A 16,400-nucleotide genomic window follows, 5' to 3' on the forward strand; every position below is an offset into this window, starting at 1 on the left:
CAATTATAACGAAAAATCAGTCATAGGTCTTTTTCAAATTGAAAAAAATATCGAGGAAGTTTTGGCTTAAAATAAAAAAGAGACAAGAACCTGGGACAAAAATCACTTTGGATTTTTGTCCCAGGCTTAAAAATTGATAAACGGCGGAAACAGAAGCAACTCCTTCGGAAATAAGCCGAAATTCTCCAAAAATTAAAGAACACCGGGTAGGTATCATGCAACATCAACTCGTTCCTCGTTGTGTTTTATGACAATTTTCGGAAATTCCTTCTTATTGCTGAGAAACACTATTTGCAAAGTAAATAGATGTTGAACAGTACCTACTTGGTTCTCGGAGTTAAACACTTCTGTCCCGACCTCTGTCTGCTTTTTTCATTCATTCGTGACCAAGCGATATAAGATCATCGCCAAATAGACTTCATAGGCTTCGGCGGCGTTGGTCATATCATAGCCGAGCGCTTCATTAATTTTACTGATACGATATTTGACCGTATTTTTATGAACAAATAGGCGTTCGCCGCATTCTTTAAAATCACTACTTGCATCTAGTAAAAACGTTCCTAATGTCATTAACTGCTCTGATTCTTTTAAGAGAGGTTGGATAACTGCTAAGCGTTGTTGGATTGCTTCTTCTCCTGCTTGGAGACACGTCATCATTTGTTGAACTGTACGAATTTCCGCGATTGATAACACTTTTCTTTGTGGATAGACGCGCTTTAAAAACGGCGCGACTTGATTAGCGGTTTGGTAGCTGACACGCACTTCAGTCGTGTTACGAACTTTCGGACAAAGGATGATTTCACCTAAATAGTCCTGATAGTCTGTGGCTTGCAAGTATTCTTTACTAATCGTGGCTTCAGGCTGTTTGTGTAAATAATTACCTAAGAGAACAATCAGGTAATTTTCTGTTTGCTGGACAATCGTTGTTTGGTAATAGTAACGTAGGAAATCTTTCAAATCTTGCTGAATAGCGTGGATTTCTTGTCCTTGTTGCCAAATAGGCAAAAGCCACATCGTTTCGACAGAAGAAATATCAATCATTAATTTTTTGGCTAATTGGTACATCTTATCACTTTCATCGTTAATGATTGCTTGGACTAAGGCATACTCACTGACTTCGTCATAGTTTTTCCCCCATAAATTCAGAGCCATCTGAACGACTTCCACCGCTTGATTCATCTCAAAAGAGGTTAACTGCTCTTCTTCTCGAATGAAGTAAAGCTTCAATGTTTGTCCATCTTTCTGAGGAAGTTTTTGCGAGGTAATGAAGTAGGTCGTTTCTCCCAGCGCTACTTTCTCTTGTGATTGATAAAGTAACTTGGTTAAGGGTAATTTCGTGCTTCGCGGCCAATTGATGGTGCTGATGATTTCATTGGTATAGGTGGTTAACGCAATATTGACTTTTAAAAAATCGGATAGGATTTTCAAGGTCATTTCCACACTGCGGTTTTGTTCAGGCAAAAGGGAAACTTTTTCCAAGAGGTCCGTTGCAAAAGAAGCCATTTTATTTTTATTGACTAACAATTTCATGACTTCATAAATGACTTCGTTGTAGCGTAATGTGGGATCATTTTTAGGCATTTGGATTAAAATGAAACCTAAAGAATCCGCTAATTGAATCACTTCCTCTGCAACTTTCGGTACGATAATCCCAACGTAGTACAAGATTAGGCCTACTTCGCCTAATTCATGGAGATGCCGAATCGTTTCGCATTGCTTCACCACATCATGACGAATGGCACAAAATGAACCAATCAAAATTTCGCCAGCATGGTATTCATTTGTTTTGTGAAGTTTTTCCGAAAACAAAGACATATCAGAGACTTCTAAAAAAGAAAGAGAAGCAACAGATGTGTCCAATTGGTTTTTACCAGAAAGTACCGTTGCTTCTCGCAAAGACGGTAATTTTAATAAATCATTCACGCGGACACTCATAATTACTCCTCCTTTTGGCTGGTTTATTTTTTCTTACGAATCATATCGCCGACTGCAACAGGTTGCGTCACTTCCATTGTTAATAACATCATGGGATTAGGTGCCCGATCGATCGCTTCACCGTCTTCATTATACATCTCTTTAACGGTTTGGTGGAAATGGGTAAACCCGGGACCATAAAATTCAATTTCATCGCCGACACTGAAAAGGTTCCGTTGACGAATCGTTGCGACTTGCGTCTTTTCGTTGTACGCAATCACTTCACCAACAAATTTATATTGTGGAATTTTACGACGTTCGCCGAATAATTGTTCATTTTCACTTGGTGTATTGTAATAAAAACCAGTTGCTAATTCACGTTGTGCTACTTTCCATAATTCATCAATCCACTCTTGTTGGCAGACATAGTTTTCAGGGTCTTCCATGTAAGAATCGACGGCTTTTTTATACACATTAGCGACTGTCGAAACATAGTGAATGGATTTCATGCGGCCTTCAATTTTAAAACTATCGACACCATTTTCAATTAATTCTGGAATATGTTCAATCATAGACATATCTACGGCGCTCATTGAAAACTCTTCTTCAACTTCCCCTTCGCTGGTTTTGCTCCGACGTTCTGTCCCAAAAGGCATATCAAATAACTCGTATTTCCAACGACAAGATTGAGAGCAACCGCCACGATTGGCATCCCGCATCGACATATGGTTGGATAAAGTACAACGTCCTGAATATGAAATACACATTGCTCCATGAATAAAGGCTTCAATTTCAATGTCCGTATTTTCACGAATCGCTGCAACTTCCTCCATTGAAACTTCGCGCGCTAAAACCACACGTTCTAAGCCTTCATTTTTCCAAAATTCTAATGTTTCATAGTTGGTTGCTGAAGCTTGTGTCGATAAATGGATGGGTAAACCTGGTGCTTCTGTCGCACAAATTTCGATTAAAGCTGGATCGGAAACAATCACAGCTGAAATTCCGATGTCTCGCAATTCTCTGAAAAACGCTCCTGCCCCTTCCTGGTTTCCTTCATGAGTGACCATATTGGCAGCGACATAAACTTTCGCATTATGTTCGCGGGCAAAGGCTACGCCTTCCGCCATTTCTTCTGGCGTGAAATTTCCTGCGCGGCTACGCAGACCGTAGGCATTCCCTCCGATATAAACGGCATCGGCACCGTAACGAATTGCGACTTTTAGTTTTTCTAGCGTCCCGGCTGGAGCCAACACCTCGGGACGCTTCAATGTTCGTTCTGTCATTACTTTCATGTTCTTCTTCCCCTTAAATGAATCAATTTATTTTATTGCATCGGCACTTAAATCAAAGAAACCATTGTCTAAGCCACGACCTGTTGGATGTAATTTTTCAATTTCAGCTGTTGCATGAGCTGCTTGATCTTCTGACCAAGTTCCCGCTTCAAGTGCTGCTTTCGCTTCAGCAAATAAGCGAGCAATCGCGACAAAATTTTCACCTGGCGTGTAAAGGCCATCGAGCTTCCATGTACGATAGTGATGGTCATACAAGTTTGTTAACTCATTCATCAAGTTCACATCGTTATTGGCAAAAATATGCGTACCATGACTATCTTCATAAATGGAATAGTGGGTTTCTGGTTTTTTGGGTTCAGAAATAAACAGCCCTTCGTCTTTCGTAACCCCTTTGTCGTTCTTTGTGTAATTGTAGTAATTTTGAATTAATGGGCGTTTCGATTGATGAATACAGGTCGCCCCATAGACAAGAATTTCAGCTGGAACTGCTAAGTTTTCTTCCATTGCGACCATTTCTTCAAAAGGTACTTCCCGAGCTAGGACAGCTCCGATGGCTCCTCGTTTACTCCAAAAATTGATTTGACATGAGCTCGTTACCAAGGTTTCGCCATCATAAACGTAAGGAATTTCTAATCCATCTCGTTGCATAATAAACACAATACCCGGATCACCCAAAGTAATTTTATCGACGTTGATTTCTTTTAAAAATGTCAGATACTCTGGGACTAATTTCATTTTTTCAGGGTGCATAATGCCATTTACTGCAACTAGCACTTGTTTGCCCATTTCATGTGCACGTTTCACAATCTCTCGTTGTTCATCTCGTGTAAAAGATACGGGCAAACGTAACCCGAATGTTTCTTCTCCAATATATAATGTATCCACACCTGTTGCGAGTAATTCTACAGCCTGCTCAACAGATTCTGCAGTTGCAATCAGTTCAATCATAAATATAGCCTCCTTCTTTATGACCGTTTAATAGTATCATACGTTCACAAACTTTAAAAGAGCCTATCTGTATTAAACGTACATTTTTCACAATGTTTCCGAAAAAATTTTGGTAGAAAAGCGCCATCCGCTTACCTACCAAATGCTCTTTTTTTAATTACTGGTCATCTGTTCTTTGGTCACTCGTTCAAGTGATATTTTCGTTCATAAAACGTTACTACAACGGTGAATAGCCACGCTGCCGCTAAGCCTAACAAGCTACCTAAAACAATCCCCAAAAAGCGGAATTGAATCAACGTTATCACGTACTGCTGACGAACGAGCAATGAAAGCATCAGAGCCATAGGCGTTGTGAAAAATTGCGCCAATCCATAATTACGACGAATAAAATACTCAACGGTCACAAATAAGATTGTAATCACGACAATCGATTCAAAAGTTGTCAAAGCTAAATTAAGCAGAAAAGCGGAAATAACCAATCCAATCGTTGTGCCAAAAATTCGCTGAATATTTCGCTGCTTAATCGCACGTAAATTGTCTCCTTGTAAAATGGATGCACAGGAAACGACTAACCAATACGGATTCTGTAAATGTAAACTTTCGCTGATATATACAGCAAAAAATAAGACAAAGCTATAATATATGCTATCTAATGGCGCTTCTGGATGCCGATAAATTCGTTCCCGTAATGATCGCTTAGCTAGCGGGGCACTGATTTCCTTCTCTGTAAAATGCAACACTAGTGCAAACAAAATGGAAAAGCCAATGCCTAATAACATACAGCCACTCATGAACGGAATTTTTGCTAACGGAATACTCGTACTGGCACCCATCGCTGTCACCATCACACCAAAGAAGGCCCCTGGTTTTGAAATATCGTAGACTTCAAAGAAAAAGCGGCCACCAAAACCGACCAGGGCAACAACAATGGGAATGAGCCATGCAATATGGGTCGATAACATGCCTAACAAATTTCCTAAAAAAAGGTAACTACCGACCACAGATAAACGAGTCATTAACTGTTTTAATGGTAGCGGCTGATAATATAAAAAAGTAAAAATACCTAACGAGCCAAAGCTTGAAATCAATAATTGATGATTGATATAGCCCAAAAAAAGAATGCTGAACATAACCAAGCCAGCAAACACTAGTCGAAAAGGATTATCCTTTGGACGCTGATAATGTAGTAATTCTCGAAAAAAAGATTGTTCCATTCCATCACCCCTCCTTATTAACGTAGCACAGAAAAATCAATCTGGCAATTCTCAAAAAGAAATCGCCACTGGAAAATAGAAAAGCCTGGCATAAAAACCCTAAATGGTTTTTGTACCAGACTTCGCATCTCATCTATACAGTTTGTAATTCTTTCGCTTCTGTCTTTGGTGCTTTTGGTGCCCGCACATTTAACGTAATTTTGCCTTTGCTAGCGCCTAAAGTTACTTTATCCCCTAACTGAATTTGACCAGAAAGAAGGGCTTCACTTAAACGATCTTCCACTTCTTTTTGCAAGGCCCGACGAATTGGACGTGCGCCATATTCTGGATCAAACCCGACTTTACCAATAACTTCAATTGCAGCTGGTGTGATTTTCACTTTAACCTCTTGTTCGGCCATCCGTTTCACGACAGATTGACTCATAATTTTTACGATTTCATGAATTTCCTCTTGTTTCAAGGAATGGAAGACAACCGTTTCATCAATTCGGTTTAAGAATTCTGGACGGAAGGCTTTTTTCAATTCTTCCATGATTCGTTTTTGCATTAATTCATGATTTTTAGAAATGTCTTTCACATTGAAGCCAACATGTTTTTCTTCACGAATCGCTGTTGCTCCTAAGTTGGAGGTCATGATTAAAATCGTGTTACGGAAATCGACTTTTCGTCCTTTGGCATCCGTTAAATGGCCATCATCTAAGACTTGTAATAAAATATTAAAGACATCTGGATGGGCTTTTTCTACTTCATCTAGCAAAATAACGGAATAAGGACGTTGACGAATTTTTTCAGTTAGTTGGCCGCCTTCTTCGTAGCCGACATAACCTGGAGGAGAACCGATTAAACGGCTAGTGCTGTATTTTTCCATAAACTCAGACATGTCCACGCGAATCAAAGCTTCTTCGCTGCCAAACATCGCTTCGGCTAAGGCTTTGGCAAGTTCTGTTTTCCCAACCCCAGTTGGTCCTAAGAACATGAAGGAACCAATCGGTCTTGCTGGGTCTTTCAAGCCACTACGCGCACGACGGATAGCGCGTGAAACAGCTTCAACTGCTTCATTTTGGCCAACGACCCGTTGATGTAAAATGGTTTCTAATTCCATCAATCGTTCGCTTTCTTTCTTCTCTAGCTGCTGCAAAGGAACGCCTGTCCATTGTGAAACAACCCCAGCCACGTCTTCTTCTGTTACTTGTGTACTGTAACCAGACAGACTTTTTTCTTTCACTGCAATCAATTCTTCTAGTTTTTCCATCACTTGTTTTTCTTTTTGACGAATCCGAGCAGCACTTTCAAATGATTGGTTTTGAATGGCCTCTTCTTTTTCCGTAATTAATTGAGAAATTTCGGTACGCAATTCATTAATTTCTGAAGGTTGATCTGCCTTATCTAAACGAACTTTTGCTGCAGATTCGTCCATTAAATCAATTGCTTTATCTGGTAATTGGCGGTCATTTAAATAGCGAATCGATAATTGAACCGCTGCATGTAGAGCTTCATCTGTAATTTCTACGCCATGATGGTTTTCATAGCGGGAACGCAAGCCTTTTAGAATTTCTTCTGCTTCTTCTGGGGTTGGTTCTGCTACTTGAATACGGGCAAAACGACGTTCCAAAGCGGCATCTTTTTCAATATATTTTTGGTATTCATCCAGAGTTGTCGCACCAATGGTTTGCAACTCGCCACGTGCTAAAGCAGGTTTTAAAATATTTGAAGCATCAATCGCCCCTTCTGCACCGCCAGCACCGATCAAGGTATGCAATTCGTCGATAAATAAAATGACTTGTCCATCTTGATAGATTTCATCGACAACTTTTTTCAAGCGATCTTCGAACTCACCTCGATATTTGGTTCCAGCAACCAAGGCACCCATGTCTAGCATCATTAAACGTTTGCCTTGCATATCTTCAGGGACTTCCCGGTTGACAATTTTCTGGGCTAAGCCTTCTGCTATCGCTGTTTTCCCAACACCTGGTTCACCGACTAAGACAGGATTGTTTTTGGTACGGCGACTCAAAATTTGGATTAAACGACGGACTTCGGTCCCGCGACCAACTACTGGATCCAAGCTTTGTTCTCGTGCTAACTTGGTTAAATCTCTTGCTAAAGAATCCAATGTTGGCGTCCCTTGTGGCGCATTTTTATTTTGACCATTCCGACGACGTTGTGCGCCATTGGGTTCGGAAACGCCCATTTTTTTCAATAATAATTGACGCATTTTGGATAAGCTTAATCCTAAATTCACTAAAATTCTAGACGCTAAAATTTCTTCGTCTCTTAACAAGCCTAATAATAAATGCTCGGTACCAATCTTTTGAGCCCCTAAGCGCTTCGCTTCATCTCCCGCATAGGCAAAGATTTGTTTGGCTCTTGGTGAATAAGGTAAGTATAAGTTGTTATTCCCCATTGGACTTTGCATGGTGCCATAGCCACTTAAATGCTCAATTTCTTCACGGATGTCTTCTGTGTCAGTATTCAATTGTCGTAATGTTTTTCCGGCAATCCCATTTGGTTCTAAAACGAGTGCTAATAATAAATGCTCAGAACCGACGGATTGATGACGAAAATACTTCGCTTCTTCTTGGGCAATCGCCAGTACGGCTTTCGCACTTTCTGTAAATAGTTCATCCATAGTTATTCCTCCTCATAGCTCAAGCGCTCTAAAAATGAACGCATTATTTGAGCTCTTAGAAAATCTTCGTGATTCCCCAGACCATTCAATGTGCTTTTACTTAAAGCAGCTAGCATTAAATTGCCTTCCTTTTTCGTAATCACTTCTTCTTCATACAATGTTTGAATAAATGTTAGCGCATCTTTTTCTGTTAAGGTTGCGCCAATCAATTGATCCATTTGTTTTAGTAATTGATCGTTATCTGAAATTTGTACTTTGACAATGCGAATATAGCCGCCTCCACCACGTTTACTTTCAACTGCGTAGCCTCGTTGGATGGTAAAACGTGTATTAATTACATAGTTAATTTGTGAAGGAACGCAATTAAATAAATTAGCCATTTCCGCCCGACGGATTTCAATTTTATTACTTTCTTCTAAAATCTTTTTTAAATAAGCCTCGATTAAATCTGACGTATTTTGATTACTCATAGTCTTCCATCCTTCTTCTCTCTTGACTAATATTGACCATTATTATATCGAACTTTGCCTATTAAATAAAGAGGAACGCTTTGACTTTAATAAAAAAATGCAAAACAGGAGGAGCAACCTCAGTCAAACTGACTTAAGTTCCCCTCCTAAAATTGAAAATATGTTATTGAATCACAGAGGCTGAGACAAAAGTGTTTAGCTCCAAGAAATAAGAAGAAATTTCCGAAAATTGTTCTTTAATTTTTGGAGAATTTCGGCTTATTTCCGAAGGAGTTGCTTTTGTTCAGCTGATTATCTTAATGTCTCACAAAAGCGATTCTTCGCCATAGGCTTGATCCAAGGCTTGTTGAATATCTTCGATAATAGATGTTGGCTCTTCCAAACCAACGTACATGCGAATGTGCGCTGGCGACAAGCCTCTTTTCTGAACAGCCGCCAAGTTATTGCCTTTGAATACAGGCAAGGCCAAACTTTCAAAGCCACCCCAACTGACCCCAATTGTGACCAGCGTCAATGCGTTCACAAATGTTTTCAAACGTTCAAAATCGGTATCTTTTAAATCAATCGCAAACAATGAGCCATAACCTGTTAAATATTTTTCTGCTAACGCTTGTTGTTGTTGATTTCCTACAAAAGGATGATATAATCGACTGATTCGCGGATCCTTTTGCAAAGCCGACAGCACCGTTTGGATGGCTTGAGACTGATGCGCCAACCGAACGGGCATGGTACGAATACCTCGTAACGCTAACCAAGAATTGAAGGGACTATTGACTGCTCCTAAAGCTTGATGACCATGTTCAAAAATTTGATCTACAAGCGCTGCTTTGCCAATGACAGCCCCTGCTACAATATCCGAATGACCACCAATATATTTGGAACAAGAATGAATCACCAGGTCCACATTATGGCATAAAGGATGCTGAAATAACGGTGACGCCCACGTGTTATCAATGACAGTGTATGCGCCAATTTTTTGTGCTAACGCAGTTATTTTTTCTAAATCTAGCAGTTCAAACTTTTGTGAGGACGGACTTTCAAAGTAAATGACTTTGGTGTTTTCCTGAACAAATTGAAAAAGTTCTTCTGTTTCTGCAACGTCTACTTTGGTCAAGGATACGCCAAATTTCTCTAAATATTGCACAAATGAAACAGATTCTCCATAAATTGTATTGACCATTAAAACATGATCACCTTGTTGGAGCAACGTAAACAGCGTTGCCGAAATAGCGCCCATTCCTGAGGCAAAAACTTTACATTTTTCTCCACGTTCCAAACGAGCAATTTTTTTCTCTAAAATTTCTGTTGTGGGGTTGGTGCCACGTGTGTAAACATAATTATTTTTTTCATCTATACTCGCTGCCATAAATTCTTCGTAAGTTGGAAAATAAAAGGAAGAGGTTTGAACCAACTCGGGCACCATCGGATGATACATTTTTTCCATTCCTTTTTCCACTTCACAGCAAATATTTTCATCATTCTCAACATGCATTTCCTTCACTCCTCTTTCTCTACAATGTTTCTGGTACTTCATGGGCTTCTTCTTTTTGATATTGTCGATCTAAGGCTTTTACAAATGGATAATAAATAACAACACTAGCGGCAACAGCTAAAACTTGCGTCACTGCACCTTGCCATTTTCCCACTAAAAAGCCCGAAAACAGAAAGGGCGTAGCCCATGGTGCTTGAATGTTTGTAAACATTGGCATGAACCCAATTTTCATTGACAGAAAGGCAATCAAGACCGATACAATCGGCGCGACCGCAATCGGAATCAATAATAAAGGGTTAAAAATAACTGGGAGTCCAAAAATCAAGGGTTCATTAATGTTGAAAAATGCTGGAACAAACGAAATTTTCGACATGGCTTTCATTCTAGATGAATGTCCGACGATGGCCATTGCAATAGCCAAGCCAACCGTGCAACCAGCGCCTCCAATTGTGGCAAATTGATCGAGCATTTGGACCGTGCCAAAGTTGCCACTTTGAGCAGTTAATTGTCCTAATTCCGCTAAGCTTTGGTTTTTGTCTGCATTCGCATATAAAATAGGATATAGCATGGAATTGATGACAGTTGGATGAATTCCAAACCACCAGAACAGTCCATTTAAGCCAGCCACAATAATAATTGCAAAAGGGGTTCCGATTAAACCTTGCAGTGTCGCTTGAATCACCGCATAAATTAATTGCGGGAAGGAATCCGCAAACGAAAGCCCAATCCCATTAATCAATAAAGCCACCGCTACCACAAAAATCCCAGGAATCAATGCACTAAAAGCTTGGCTCACCATAGCAGGCACGCTGTCAGGCATTTTGATGACTAATTTTTTCTTAATACAGAAACGAGTCAACTCAACCGAAAGAATTGACATAATAATGGCCGTAATCACCCCTTGCGTTCCTAACCAATCAAACGATAAAACTTTCGTCACAACTTCGCCTGATTCTGTGATCACCGTTTTCGGTAAAACGACTACGTAAGCAACAATTCCTAAAATTAATGAAGTTAAACGATCCATTTCGTAACTTTCCGCCAATTTATAGGACATCGTCCCAGCAAAAATAATTCCCATCATGTTGAAAGTCGCTCGATAAGCTGGTGAAATCATATCCGCCCAACCTGCACCGAAAATTCCAGCCATAAAATCGCCATACCCTGCTACTGGAAAATCTGTAATCAACATAAAAATCGACCCAATAATTGTTAACGGCATAATTGCAAAAAAACCATTTCTTAAGGCTTGAAAATAACGTAAACTTGTAATCCTTGAAACTTTAGGCACTACGGCTTGCTCCACCCAGTTTGTTAACTTATCCATTTCACTTCTCTCCTTAATCCTTTGTGATATCCTCATCATAAAGAAACCGCTTTCTGATGTAAATACAACTAACTGATTCTGTAACTATGTTTCATAATTCATACGCTTAAGGTATACTGAAAGCGAAACAAAGTACCACAGAGAGGTGAACCCATTGAATCTAATCGAATGTTTAGAACAAAAAGAACGCTATACATATAACGAAGGGCTAATTATTGATTTTATTTTATCTCATACTGAACGAGTCCTGCATATGTCGATTTATGAACTAGCAGAAGCCACCAACTCTTCAACTTCCACGATTGTTCGTTTGTGTAAAAAAACAGAAACTAGCGGTTTCAAAGAATTTAAAATCCGCTTGTCCCGCGACTTAGAAATTCACTACCAAGCAATCCGGAATGTTGATGCGAATATGCCTTTTTTAGCGCAAGATTCTGATTTACTAATTGCCAAGAAAATTGCGCAGTTAACGACTGAAACCGTTCAATCCACTCAACAGTTATTAACCGAGGCCATGTTAAATAAAAGCATTGATTTACTTTTAACCGCTGAAAATATTTTAGCAGTGGGTGTCAGTAACTCCTACATTCGCTTAACGGATTTTCAAACAAAGTTATTACGCATTCAGCTATTTATCCATTTAATCCCTTATCAAGCTGAACAATTTTATTTAGCCATCAATGCCACCAAAAATGACGTAGCCATCCTCGTCTCTTACAGTGGTAACACTGCAGAAATCGTAAATGAAGCACGGATTTTTGCAGAAGGAGGCACTCCGATTATTGCCATTACTTCAGACTTGAACAGCCAATTAGCTAAATACGCCACAGTGATTTTGCCCATTCCTAACGTTGAACATGCAGATTTCAAAGTCTCGACTTTTTCCTCTCAACTAGCCATCGAATATATCCTCAATGTCCTTTATTCCTGTATTTTTAGACGCAATTTCGATAAGAATTACACATCACAAAAAAATACACCTACTTCGATACTTAAATTTTAAACAAAACAAAAAAACAGTACTGATGATCAGTACTGTTTTTCACAATCGGGAAGACAGGATTCGAACCTGCGACCCCTTGGTCCCAAACCAAGTGCTCTACCAAGCTGAGCTACTTCCCGGGCTATGAAGTTAAAGTAATAAAAAAAGACTATCGAATTAAAAAGAAACTCACGTGCACCTTTTTAAAACTTAGTCAATCACTCAACTATGCACCCAAAGGGAGTCGAACCCCTAACCTTTTGATTCGTAGTCAAACACTCTATCCAGTTGAGCTATGGGTGCTAAATATAAAACAATGCCGAGGACCGGAATCGAACCGGTACGGTGATCACTCACCGCAGGATTTTAAGTCCTGTGCGTCTGCCAGTTCCGCCACCCCGGCGTAATGAATTGGCTAAGCGGAAAACGGGGTTCGAACCCGCGACCCCCACCTTGGCAAGGTGGTGCTCTACCACTGAGCTATTTCCGCAAAATGGTGCCGGCTAAAGGACTTGAACCCTCGACCCTCTGATTACAAATCAGATGCTCTACCAACTGAGCTAAGCCGGCTAAATATGCGGGTGAAGGGACTTGAACCCCCACGCCTTGCGGCGCTAGATCCTAAATCTAGTGCGTCTGCCAATTCCGCCACACCCGCAAATGAAATATGAATATGAGCCGTACAGGGCTCGAACCTGTGACCCTCTGATTAAAAGTCAGATGCTCTACCAACTGAGCTAACGGCTCAAAAAATGGAGGTTAACGGGATCGAACCGCTGACCCCCTGCTTGTAAGGCAGGTGCTCTCCCAGCTGAGCTAAACCTCCAAAAACAACAATTCGCGTGGCGACGTCCTACTCTCACAAAGGGAAACCCTTCACTACAATCGGCGCTAAGAAGCTTAACTTCTGTGTTCGGCATGGGAACAGGTGTATCCTTCTCGCTATCGCCACCACACTGGGTGTTGTTTCTTATTGAGTTGAATCTTCATTCACTCAAAACTGGATTGAAGTTTGAATCAAAATAACCAAGTTGCTTTTACTTATCCATTCTTTGGTTAAGTCCTCGACCGATTAGTATTGGTCCGCTCCAACTATCACTAGCCTTCCACTTCCAACCTATCTACCTGATCATCTCTCAGGGGTCTTACTTTCTTAAAGAAATGGGAAATCTCATCTTGAGGTGGGCTTCACACTTAGATGCTTTCAGCGTTTATCCCTTCCCTACATAGCTACCCAGCAATGCCCTTGGCAGAACAACTGGTACACCAGCGGTAAGTCCATCCCGGTCCTCTCGTACTAAGGACAGCTCCTCTCAAATTTCCAACGCCCGCGACGGATAGGGACCGAACTGTCTCACGACGTTCTGAACCCAGCTCGCGTGCCGCTTTAATGGGCGAACAGCCCAACCCTTGGGACCGACTACAGCCCCAGGATGCGACGAGCCGACATCGAGGTGCCAAACCTCCCCGTCGATGTGGACTCTTGGGGGAGATAAGCCTGTTATCCCCAGGGTAGCTTTTATCCGTTGAGCGATGGCCCTTCCATGCGGAACCACCGGATCACTAAGCCCGACTTTCGTCCCTGCTCGACTTGTAGGTCTCGCAGTCAAGCTCCCTTCTGCCTTTACACTCTTCGAATGATTTCCAACCATTCTGAGGGAACCTTTGGGCGCCTCCGTTACCTTTTAGGAGGCGACCGCCCCAGTCAAACTGCCCATCTGACACTGTCTCCCACCACGATTAGTGGTGCGGGTTAGAGGGTTCATAACACAAGGGTAGTATCCCACCAGCGCCTCCTCCGAAACTAGCGTTCCGGTCTCATCGGCTCCTACCTATCCTGTACATGTGGTACAAACACTCAATATCAAACTACAGTAAAGCTCCATGGGGTCTTTCCGTCCTGTCGCGGGTAACCTGCATCTTCACAGGTACTAAAATTTCACCGAGTCTCTCGTTGAGACAGTGCCCAAATCGTTACGCCTTTCGTGCGGGTCGGAACTTACCCGACAAGGAATTTCGCTACCTTAGGACCGTTATAGTTACGGCCGCCGTTTACTGGGGCTTCAATTCTGAGCTTCGCCGAAGCTAACCCATCCTCTTAACCTTCCAGCACCGGGCAGGCGTCAGCCCCTATACTTCATCTTACGATTTTGCAGAGACCTGTGTTTTTGATAAACAGTCGCTTGGGCCTATTCACTGCGGCTGACCGAAGTCAGCACCCCTTCTCCCGAAGTTACGGGGTCATTTTGCCGAGTTCCTTAACGAGAGTTCGCTCGCTCACCTTAGGATACTCTCCTCGACTACCTGTGTCGGTTTACGGTACGGGCAGTTGTTTTCTCACTAGAAGCTTTTCTTGGCAGTGTGACATCAGGAACTTCGCTACTATTATTTCGCTCCCCGTCACAACTTGTCCTTAAAGAGTAAAGCATTTAACTCTACTCAAGACTCATTGCTTGGACATGCACTTCCAATCGCATGCATTCCTTAGCCTACTGCGTCCCTCCATTGCTCAAACAAAAACAACTGGTACAGGAATATCAACCTGTTGTCCATCGCCTACGCCTATCGGCCTCGGCTTAGGTCCCGACTAACCCTGGGCGGACGAGCCTTCCCCAGGAAACCTTAGTCATACGGTGGACAGGATTCTCACCTGTCTTTCGCTACTCATACCGGCATTCTCACTTCTAAGCGCTCCAGCCGTCCTCACGATCGACCTTCAACGCCCTTAGAACGCTCTCCTACCACTACACCTAATGGTGTAGTCCACAGCTTCGGTAATATGTTTAGCCCCGGTACATTTTCGGCGCAGGGTCACTCGACTAGTGAGCTATTACGCACTCTTTAAATGGTGGCTGCTTCTAAGCCAACATCCTAGTTGTCTGTGCAACCCCACATCCTTTTCCACTTAACATATATTTTGGGACCTTAGCTGGTGGTCTGGGCTGTTTCCCTTTCGACTACGGATCTTATCACTCGCAGTCTGACTCCCGGATATAAATGAATGGCATTCGGAGTTTATCTGAATTCGGTAACCCGAGATGGGCCCCTAGTCCAAACAGTGCTCTACCTCCATCATTCTCAATTCCGAGGCTAGCCCTAAAGCTATTTCGGAGAGAACCAGCTATCTCCAAGTTCGTTTGGAATTTCTCCGCTACCCACACCTCATCCCCGCACTTTTCAACGTACGTGGGTTCGGTCCTCCAGTGCGTTTTACCGCACCTTCAACCTGGACATGGGTAGATCACATGGTTTCGGGTCTACGACTACATACTCATTCGCCCTATTCAGACTCGCTTTCGCTGCGGCTCCGTCTCTTCGACTTAACCTCGCATGCAATCGTAACTCGCCGGTTCATTCTACAAAAGGCACGCCATCACTCATTAACGAGCTTTGACTTGTTGTAGGCACACGGTTTCAGGATCTATTTCACTCCCCTTCCGGGGTGCTTTTCACCTTTCCCTCACGGTACTGGTTCACTATCGGTCACTAGGGAGTATTTAGCCTTGCGGGATGGTCCCCGCGGATTCCGACGGAATTTCTCGTGTTCCGCCGTACTCAGGATCCTCCTAGGTGTTGTTAGCATTTCGTCTACGGGGCTTTCACCCTTTTTAGCGGAATTTTCCAAATCCTTCAACTATACTAACAGACTACCATATTGGAGTCCTACAACCCCAACAAGCAAGCTTGTTGGTTTGGGCTCTTCCCGTTTCGCTCGCCGCTACTCAGGGAATCGAATTTTCTTTCTCTTCCTGCAGGTACTAAGATGTTTCAGTTCTCTGCGTCTACCTCTAATCAGCTATGTATTCACTGAAAAGTAATATCCTATAAAAGATATTGGGTTCCCCCATTCGGAAATCTCTGGATCATAGCTTACTTACAGCTCCCCAAAGCATATCGGTGTTAGTCCCGTCCTTCATCGGCTCCTAGTGCCAAGGCATCCACCGTGCGCCCTTATTCACTTAACCTTATCAACCTTACGGTTGGGTCTTGATCACTTCTTCTAGCGATAGAAGGTTAATCAATAAATAAGCAATTGAACTTATTAAAAAACTCATTCAACGCGGTGTTCTCGGTTTGTTTTGATTCTTTTTACTTCAATATCCAGTTTTCAATGAACGAATGTTTTGAGAGT

General features: G+C 41.9%; 10 protein-coding genes, 8 tRNA genes and 2 rRNA genes. 1 reads left to right on the top strand and 19 read right to left on the bottom strand.

Translation table 11 applies throughout. The features are described 5' to 3' along the window. Positions 1 to 20: 20 nt before the first annotated feature. The 9 genes from IGM04_RS13160 to IGM04_RS13200 form a co-directional block, all read right to left on the bottom strand. On the bottom strand, positions 21 to 203 hold the full coding sequence (locus IGM04_RS13160; protein WP_080113258.1) for a hypothetical protein: 183 nt from the start codon (positions 201 to 203) through the stop codon (positions 21 to 23). A 169-nt stretch (positions 204 to 372) separates the two neighbouring features. Further along, on the bottom strand, positions 373 to 1,935 hold the full coding sequence (locus IGM04_RS13165) for a PucR family transcriptional regulator (RefSeq protein WP_002354724.1): 1,563 nt from the start codon (positions 1,933 to 1,935) through the stop codon (positions 373 to 375). A 23-nt stretch (positions 1,936 to 1,958) separates the two neighbouring features. Next, positions 1,959 to 3,206: a peptidase U32 family protein gene (locus tag IGM04_RS13170; protein WP_002368523.1), complete on the bottom strand. Its 1,248-nt coding sequence runs from the start codon at positions 3,204 to 3,206 to the stop codon at positions 1,959 to 1,961. Positions 3,207 to 3,233: 27 nt separating this feature from the next. After that, entirely contained in the window at positions 3,234 to 4,154 is a 921-nt protein-coding gene (locus IGM04_RS13175) for a peptidase U32 family protein (protein WP_086318111.1), read from the bottom strand. 179 nt (positions 4,155 to 4,333) lie between these two features. Continuing rightward, positions 4,334 to 5,368, bottom strand: a complete 1,035-nt coding sequence (locus IGM04_RS13180; protein ID WP_002354721.1) for an FUSC family protein — start codon at positions 5,366 to 5,368, stop codon at positions 4,334 to 4,336. Positions 5,369 to 5,501: 133 nt separating this feature from the next. Continuing rightward, a complete protein-coding gene (locus tag IGM04_RS13185; RefSeq protein ID WP_010710843.1) occupies positions 5,502 to 7,997 on the bottom strand; it encodes an ATP-dependent Clp protease ATP-binding subunit in 2,496 nt (831 codons plus the stop codon). A gap of 2 nt (positions 7,998 to 7,999) precedes the next feature. Then, positions 8,000 to 8,467 (bottom strand): CtsR family transcriptional regulator, encoded by a 468-nt coding sequence (locus tag IGM04_RS13190; RefSeq protein WP_002354715.1) that lies wholly within the window; start codon positions 8,465 to 8,467, stop codon positions 8,000 to 8,002. 304 nt (positions 8,468 to 8,771) lie between these two features. Further along, positions 8,772 to 10,001, bottom strand: a complete 1,230-nt coding sequence (locus IGM04_RS13195; RefSeq protein ID WP_025191893.1) for an aminotransferase class I/II-fold pyridoxal phosphate-dependent enzyme — start codon at positions 9,999 to 10,001, stop codon at positions 8,772 to 8,774. After that, positions 9,979 to 11,286, bottom strand: a complete 1,308-nt coding sequence (locus tag IGM04_RS13200) for a PTS sugar transporter subunit IIC (RefSeq protein ID WP_086318110.1) — start codon at positions 11,284 to 11,286, stop codon at positions 9,979 to 9,981. Before IGM04_RS13200 ends, IGM04_RS13195 begins: the two co-directional genes overlap by 23 nt. A gap of 145 nt (positions 11,287 to 11,431) precedes the next feature. On the opposite strand from IGM04_RS13200, the gene IGM04_RS13205 reads away from it, so the two are divergent. After that, a complete protein-coding gene (locus IGM04_RS13205) occupies positions 11,432 to 12,289 on the top strand; it encodes a MurR/RpiR family transcriptional regulator (protein ID WP_086318109.1) in 858 nt (285 codons plus the stop codon). 45 nt (positions 12,290 to 12,334) lie between these two features. Here IGM04_RS13205 and IGM04_RS13210 read toward each other — a convergent pair. The 10 genes from IGM04_RS13210 to IGM04_RS13255 form a co-directional block, all read right to left on the bottom strand. Continuing rightward, positions 12,335 to 12,408 (bottom strand) — tRNA-Pro (locus IGM04_RS13210). Between the two features lie 89 nt (positions 12,409 to 12,497). Beyond that, positions 12,498 to 12,571, bottom strand: a tRNA-Arg gene (locus tag IGM04_RS13215). Between the two features lie 14 nt (positions 12,572 to 12,585). Next, positions 12,586 to 12,671: transfer RNA gene (locus tag IGM04_RS13220), tRNA-Leu, on the bottom strand. Positions 12,672 to 12,686: 15 nt separating this feature from the next. Next, a tRNA-Gly gene (locus IGM04_RS13225) sits at positions 12,687 to 12,758 on the bottom strand. Between the two features lie 4 nt (positions 12,759 to 12,762). Continuing rightward, positions 12,763 to 12,838: transfer RNA gene (locus tag IGM04_RS13230), tRNA-Thr, on the bottom strand. Positions 12,839 to 12,844: 6 nt separating this feature from the next. Continuing rightward, positions 12,845 to 12,926 (bottom strand) — tRNA-Leu (locus tag IGM04_RS13235). Positions 12,927 to 12,942: 16 nt separating this feature from the next. After that, positions 12,943 to 13,015 (bottom strand) — tRNA-Lys (locus tag IGM04_RS13240). 6 nt (positions 13,016 to 13,021) lie between these two features. Next, positions 13,022 to 13,094, bottom strand: a tRNA-Val gene (locus tag IGM04_RS13245). 14 nt (positions 13,095 to 13,108) lie between these two features. Beyond that, a 5S ribosomal RNA gene (gene rrf / locus IGM04_RS13250) occupies positions 13,109 to 13,224 on the bottom strand. Positions 13,225 to 13,320: 96 nt separating this feature from the next. Beyond that, positions 13,321 to 16,233: ribosomal RNA gene (locus tag IGM04_RS13255) — 23S ribosomal RNA — on the bottom strand. Between the last annotated feature and the right edge of the window lie 167 nt (positions 16,234 to 16,400).

This window comes from Enterococcus sp. DIV2385 (assembly GCF_051711925.1).
Lineage (GTDB): Bacteria > Bacillota > Bacilli > Lactobacillales > Enterococcaceae > Enterococcus > Enterococcus faecalis.

What these genes read in the sequence shown, in the direction of transcription:
- IGM04_RS13165 (WP_002354724.1), bottom strand. Translation starts at nt 1,935, where the DNA reads ATGAGTGTCCGCGTGAATGATTTATTAAAATTACCGTCTTTGCGAGAA.
- IGM04_RS13170 (WP_002368523.1), bottom strand. Translation starts at nt 3,206, where the DNA reads ATGAAAGTAATGACAGAACGAACATTGAAGCGTCCCGAGGTGTTGGCT.
- IGM04_RS13175 (WP_086318111.1), bottom strand. Translation starts at nt 4,154, where the DNA reads ATGATTGAACTGATTGCAACTGCAGAATCTGTTGAGCAGGCTGTAGAA.
- IGM04_RS13180 (WP_002354721.1), bottom strand. Translation starts at nt 5,368, where the DNA reads ATGGAACAATCTTTTTTTCGAGAATTACTACATTATCAGCGTCCAAAG.
- IGM04_RS13185 (WP_010710843.1), bottom strand. Translation starts at nt 7,997, where the DNA reads ATGGATGAACTATTTACAGAAAGTGCGAAAGCCGTACTGGCGATTGCC.
- IGM04_RS13190 (WP_002354715.1), bottom strand. Translation starts at nt 8,467, where the DNA reads ATGAGTAATCAAAATACGTCAGATTTAATCGAGGCTTATTTAAAAAAG.
- IGM04_RS13195 (WP_025191893.1), bottom strand. Translation starts at nt 10,001, where the DNA reads ATGAAGTACCAGAAACATTGTAGAGAAAGAGGAGTGAAGGAAATGCAT.
- IGM04_RS13200 (WP_086318110.1), bottom strand. Translation starts at nt 11,286, where the DNA reads ATGGATAAGTTAACAAACTGGGTGGAGCAAGCCGTAGTGCCTAAAGTT.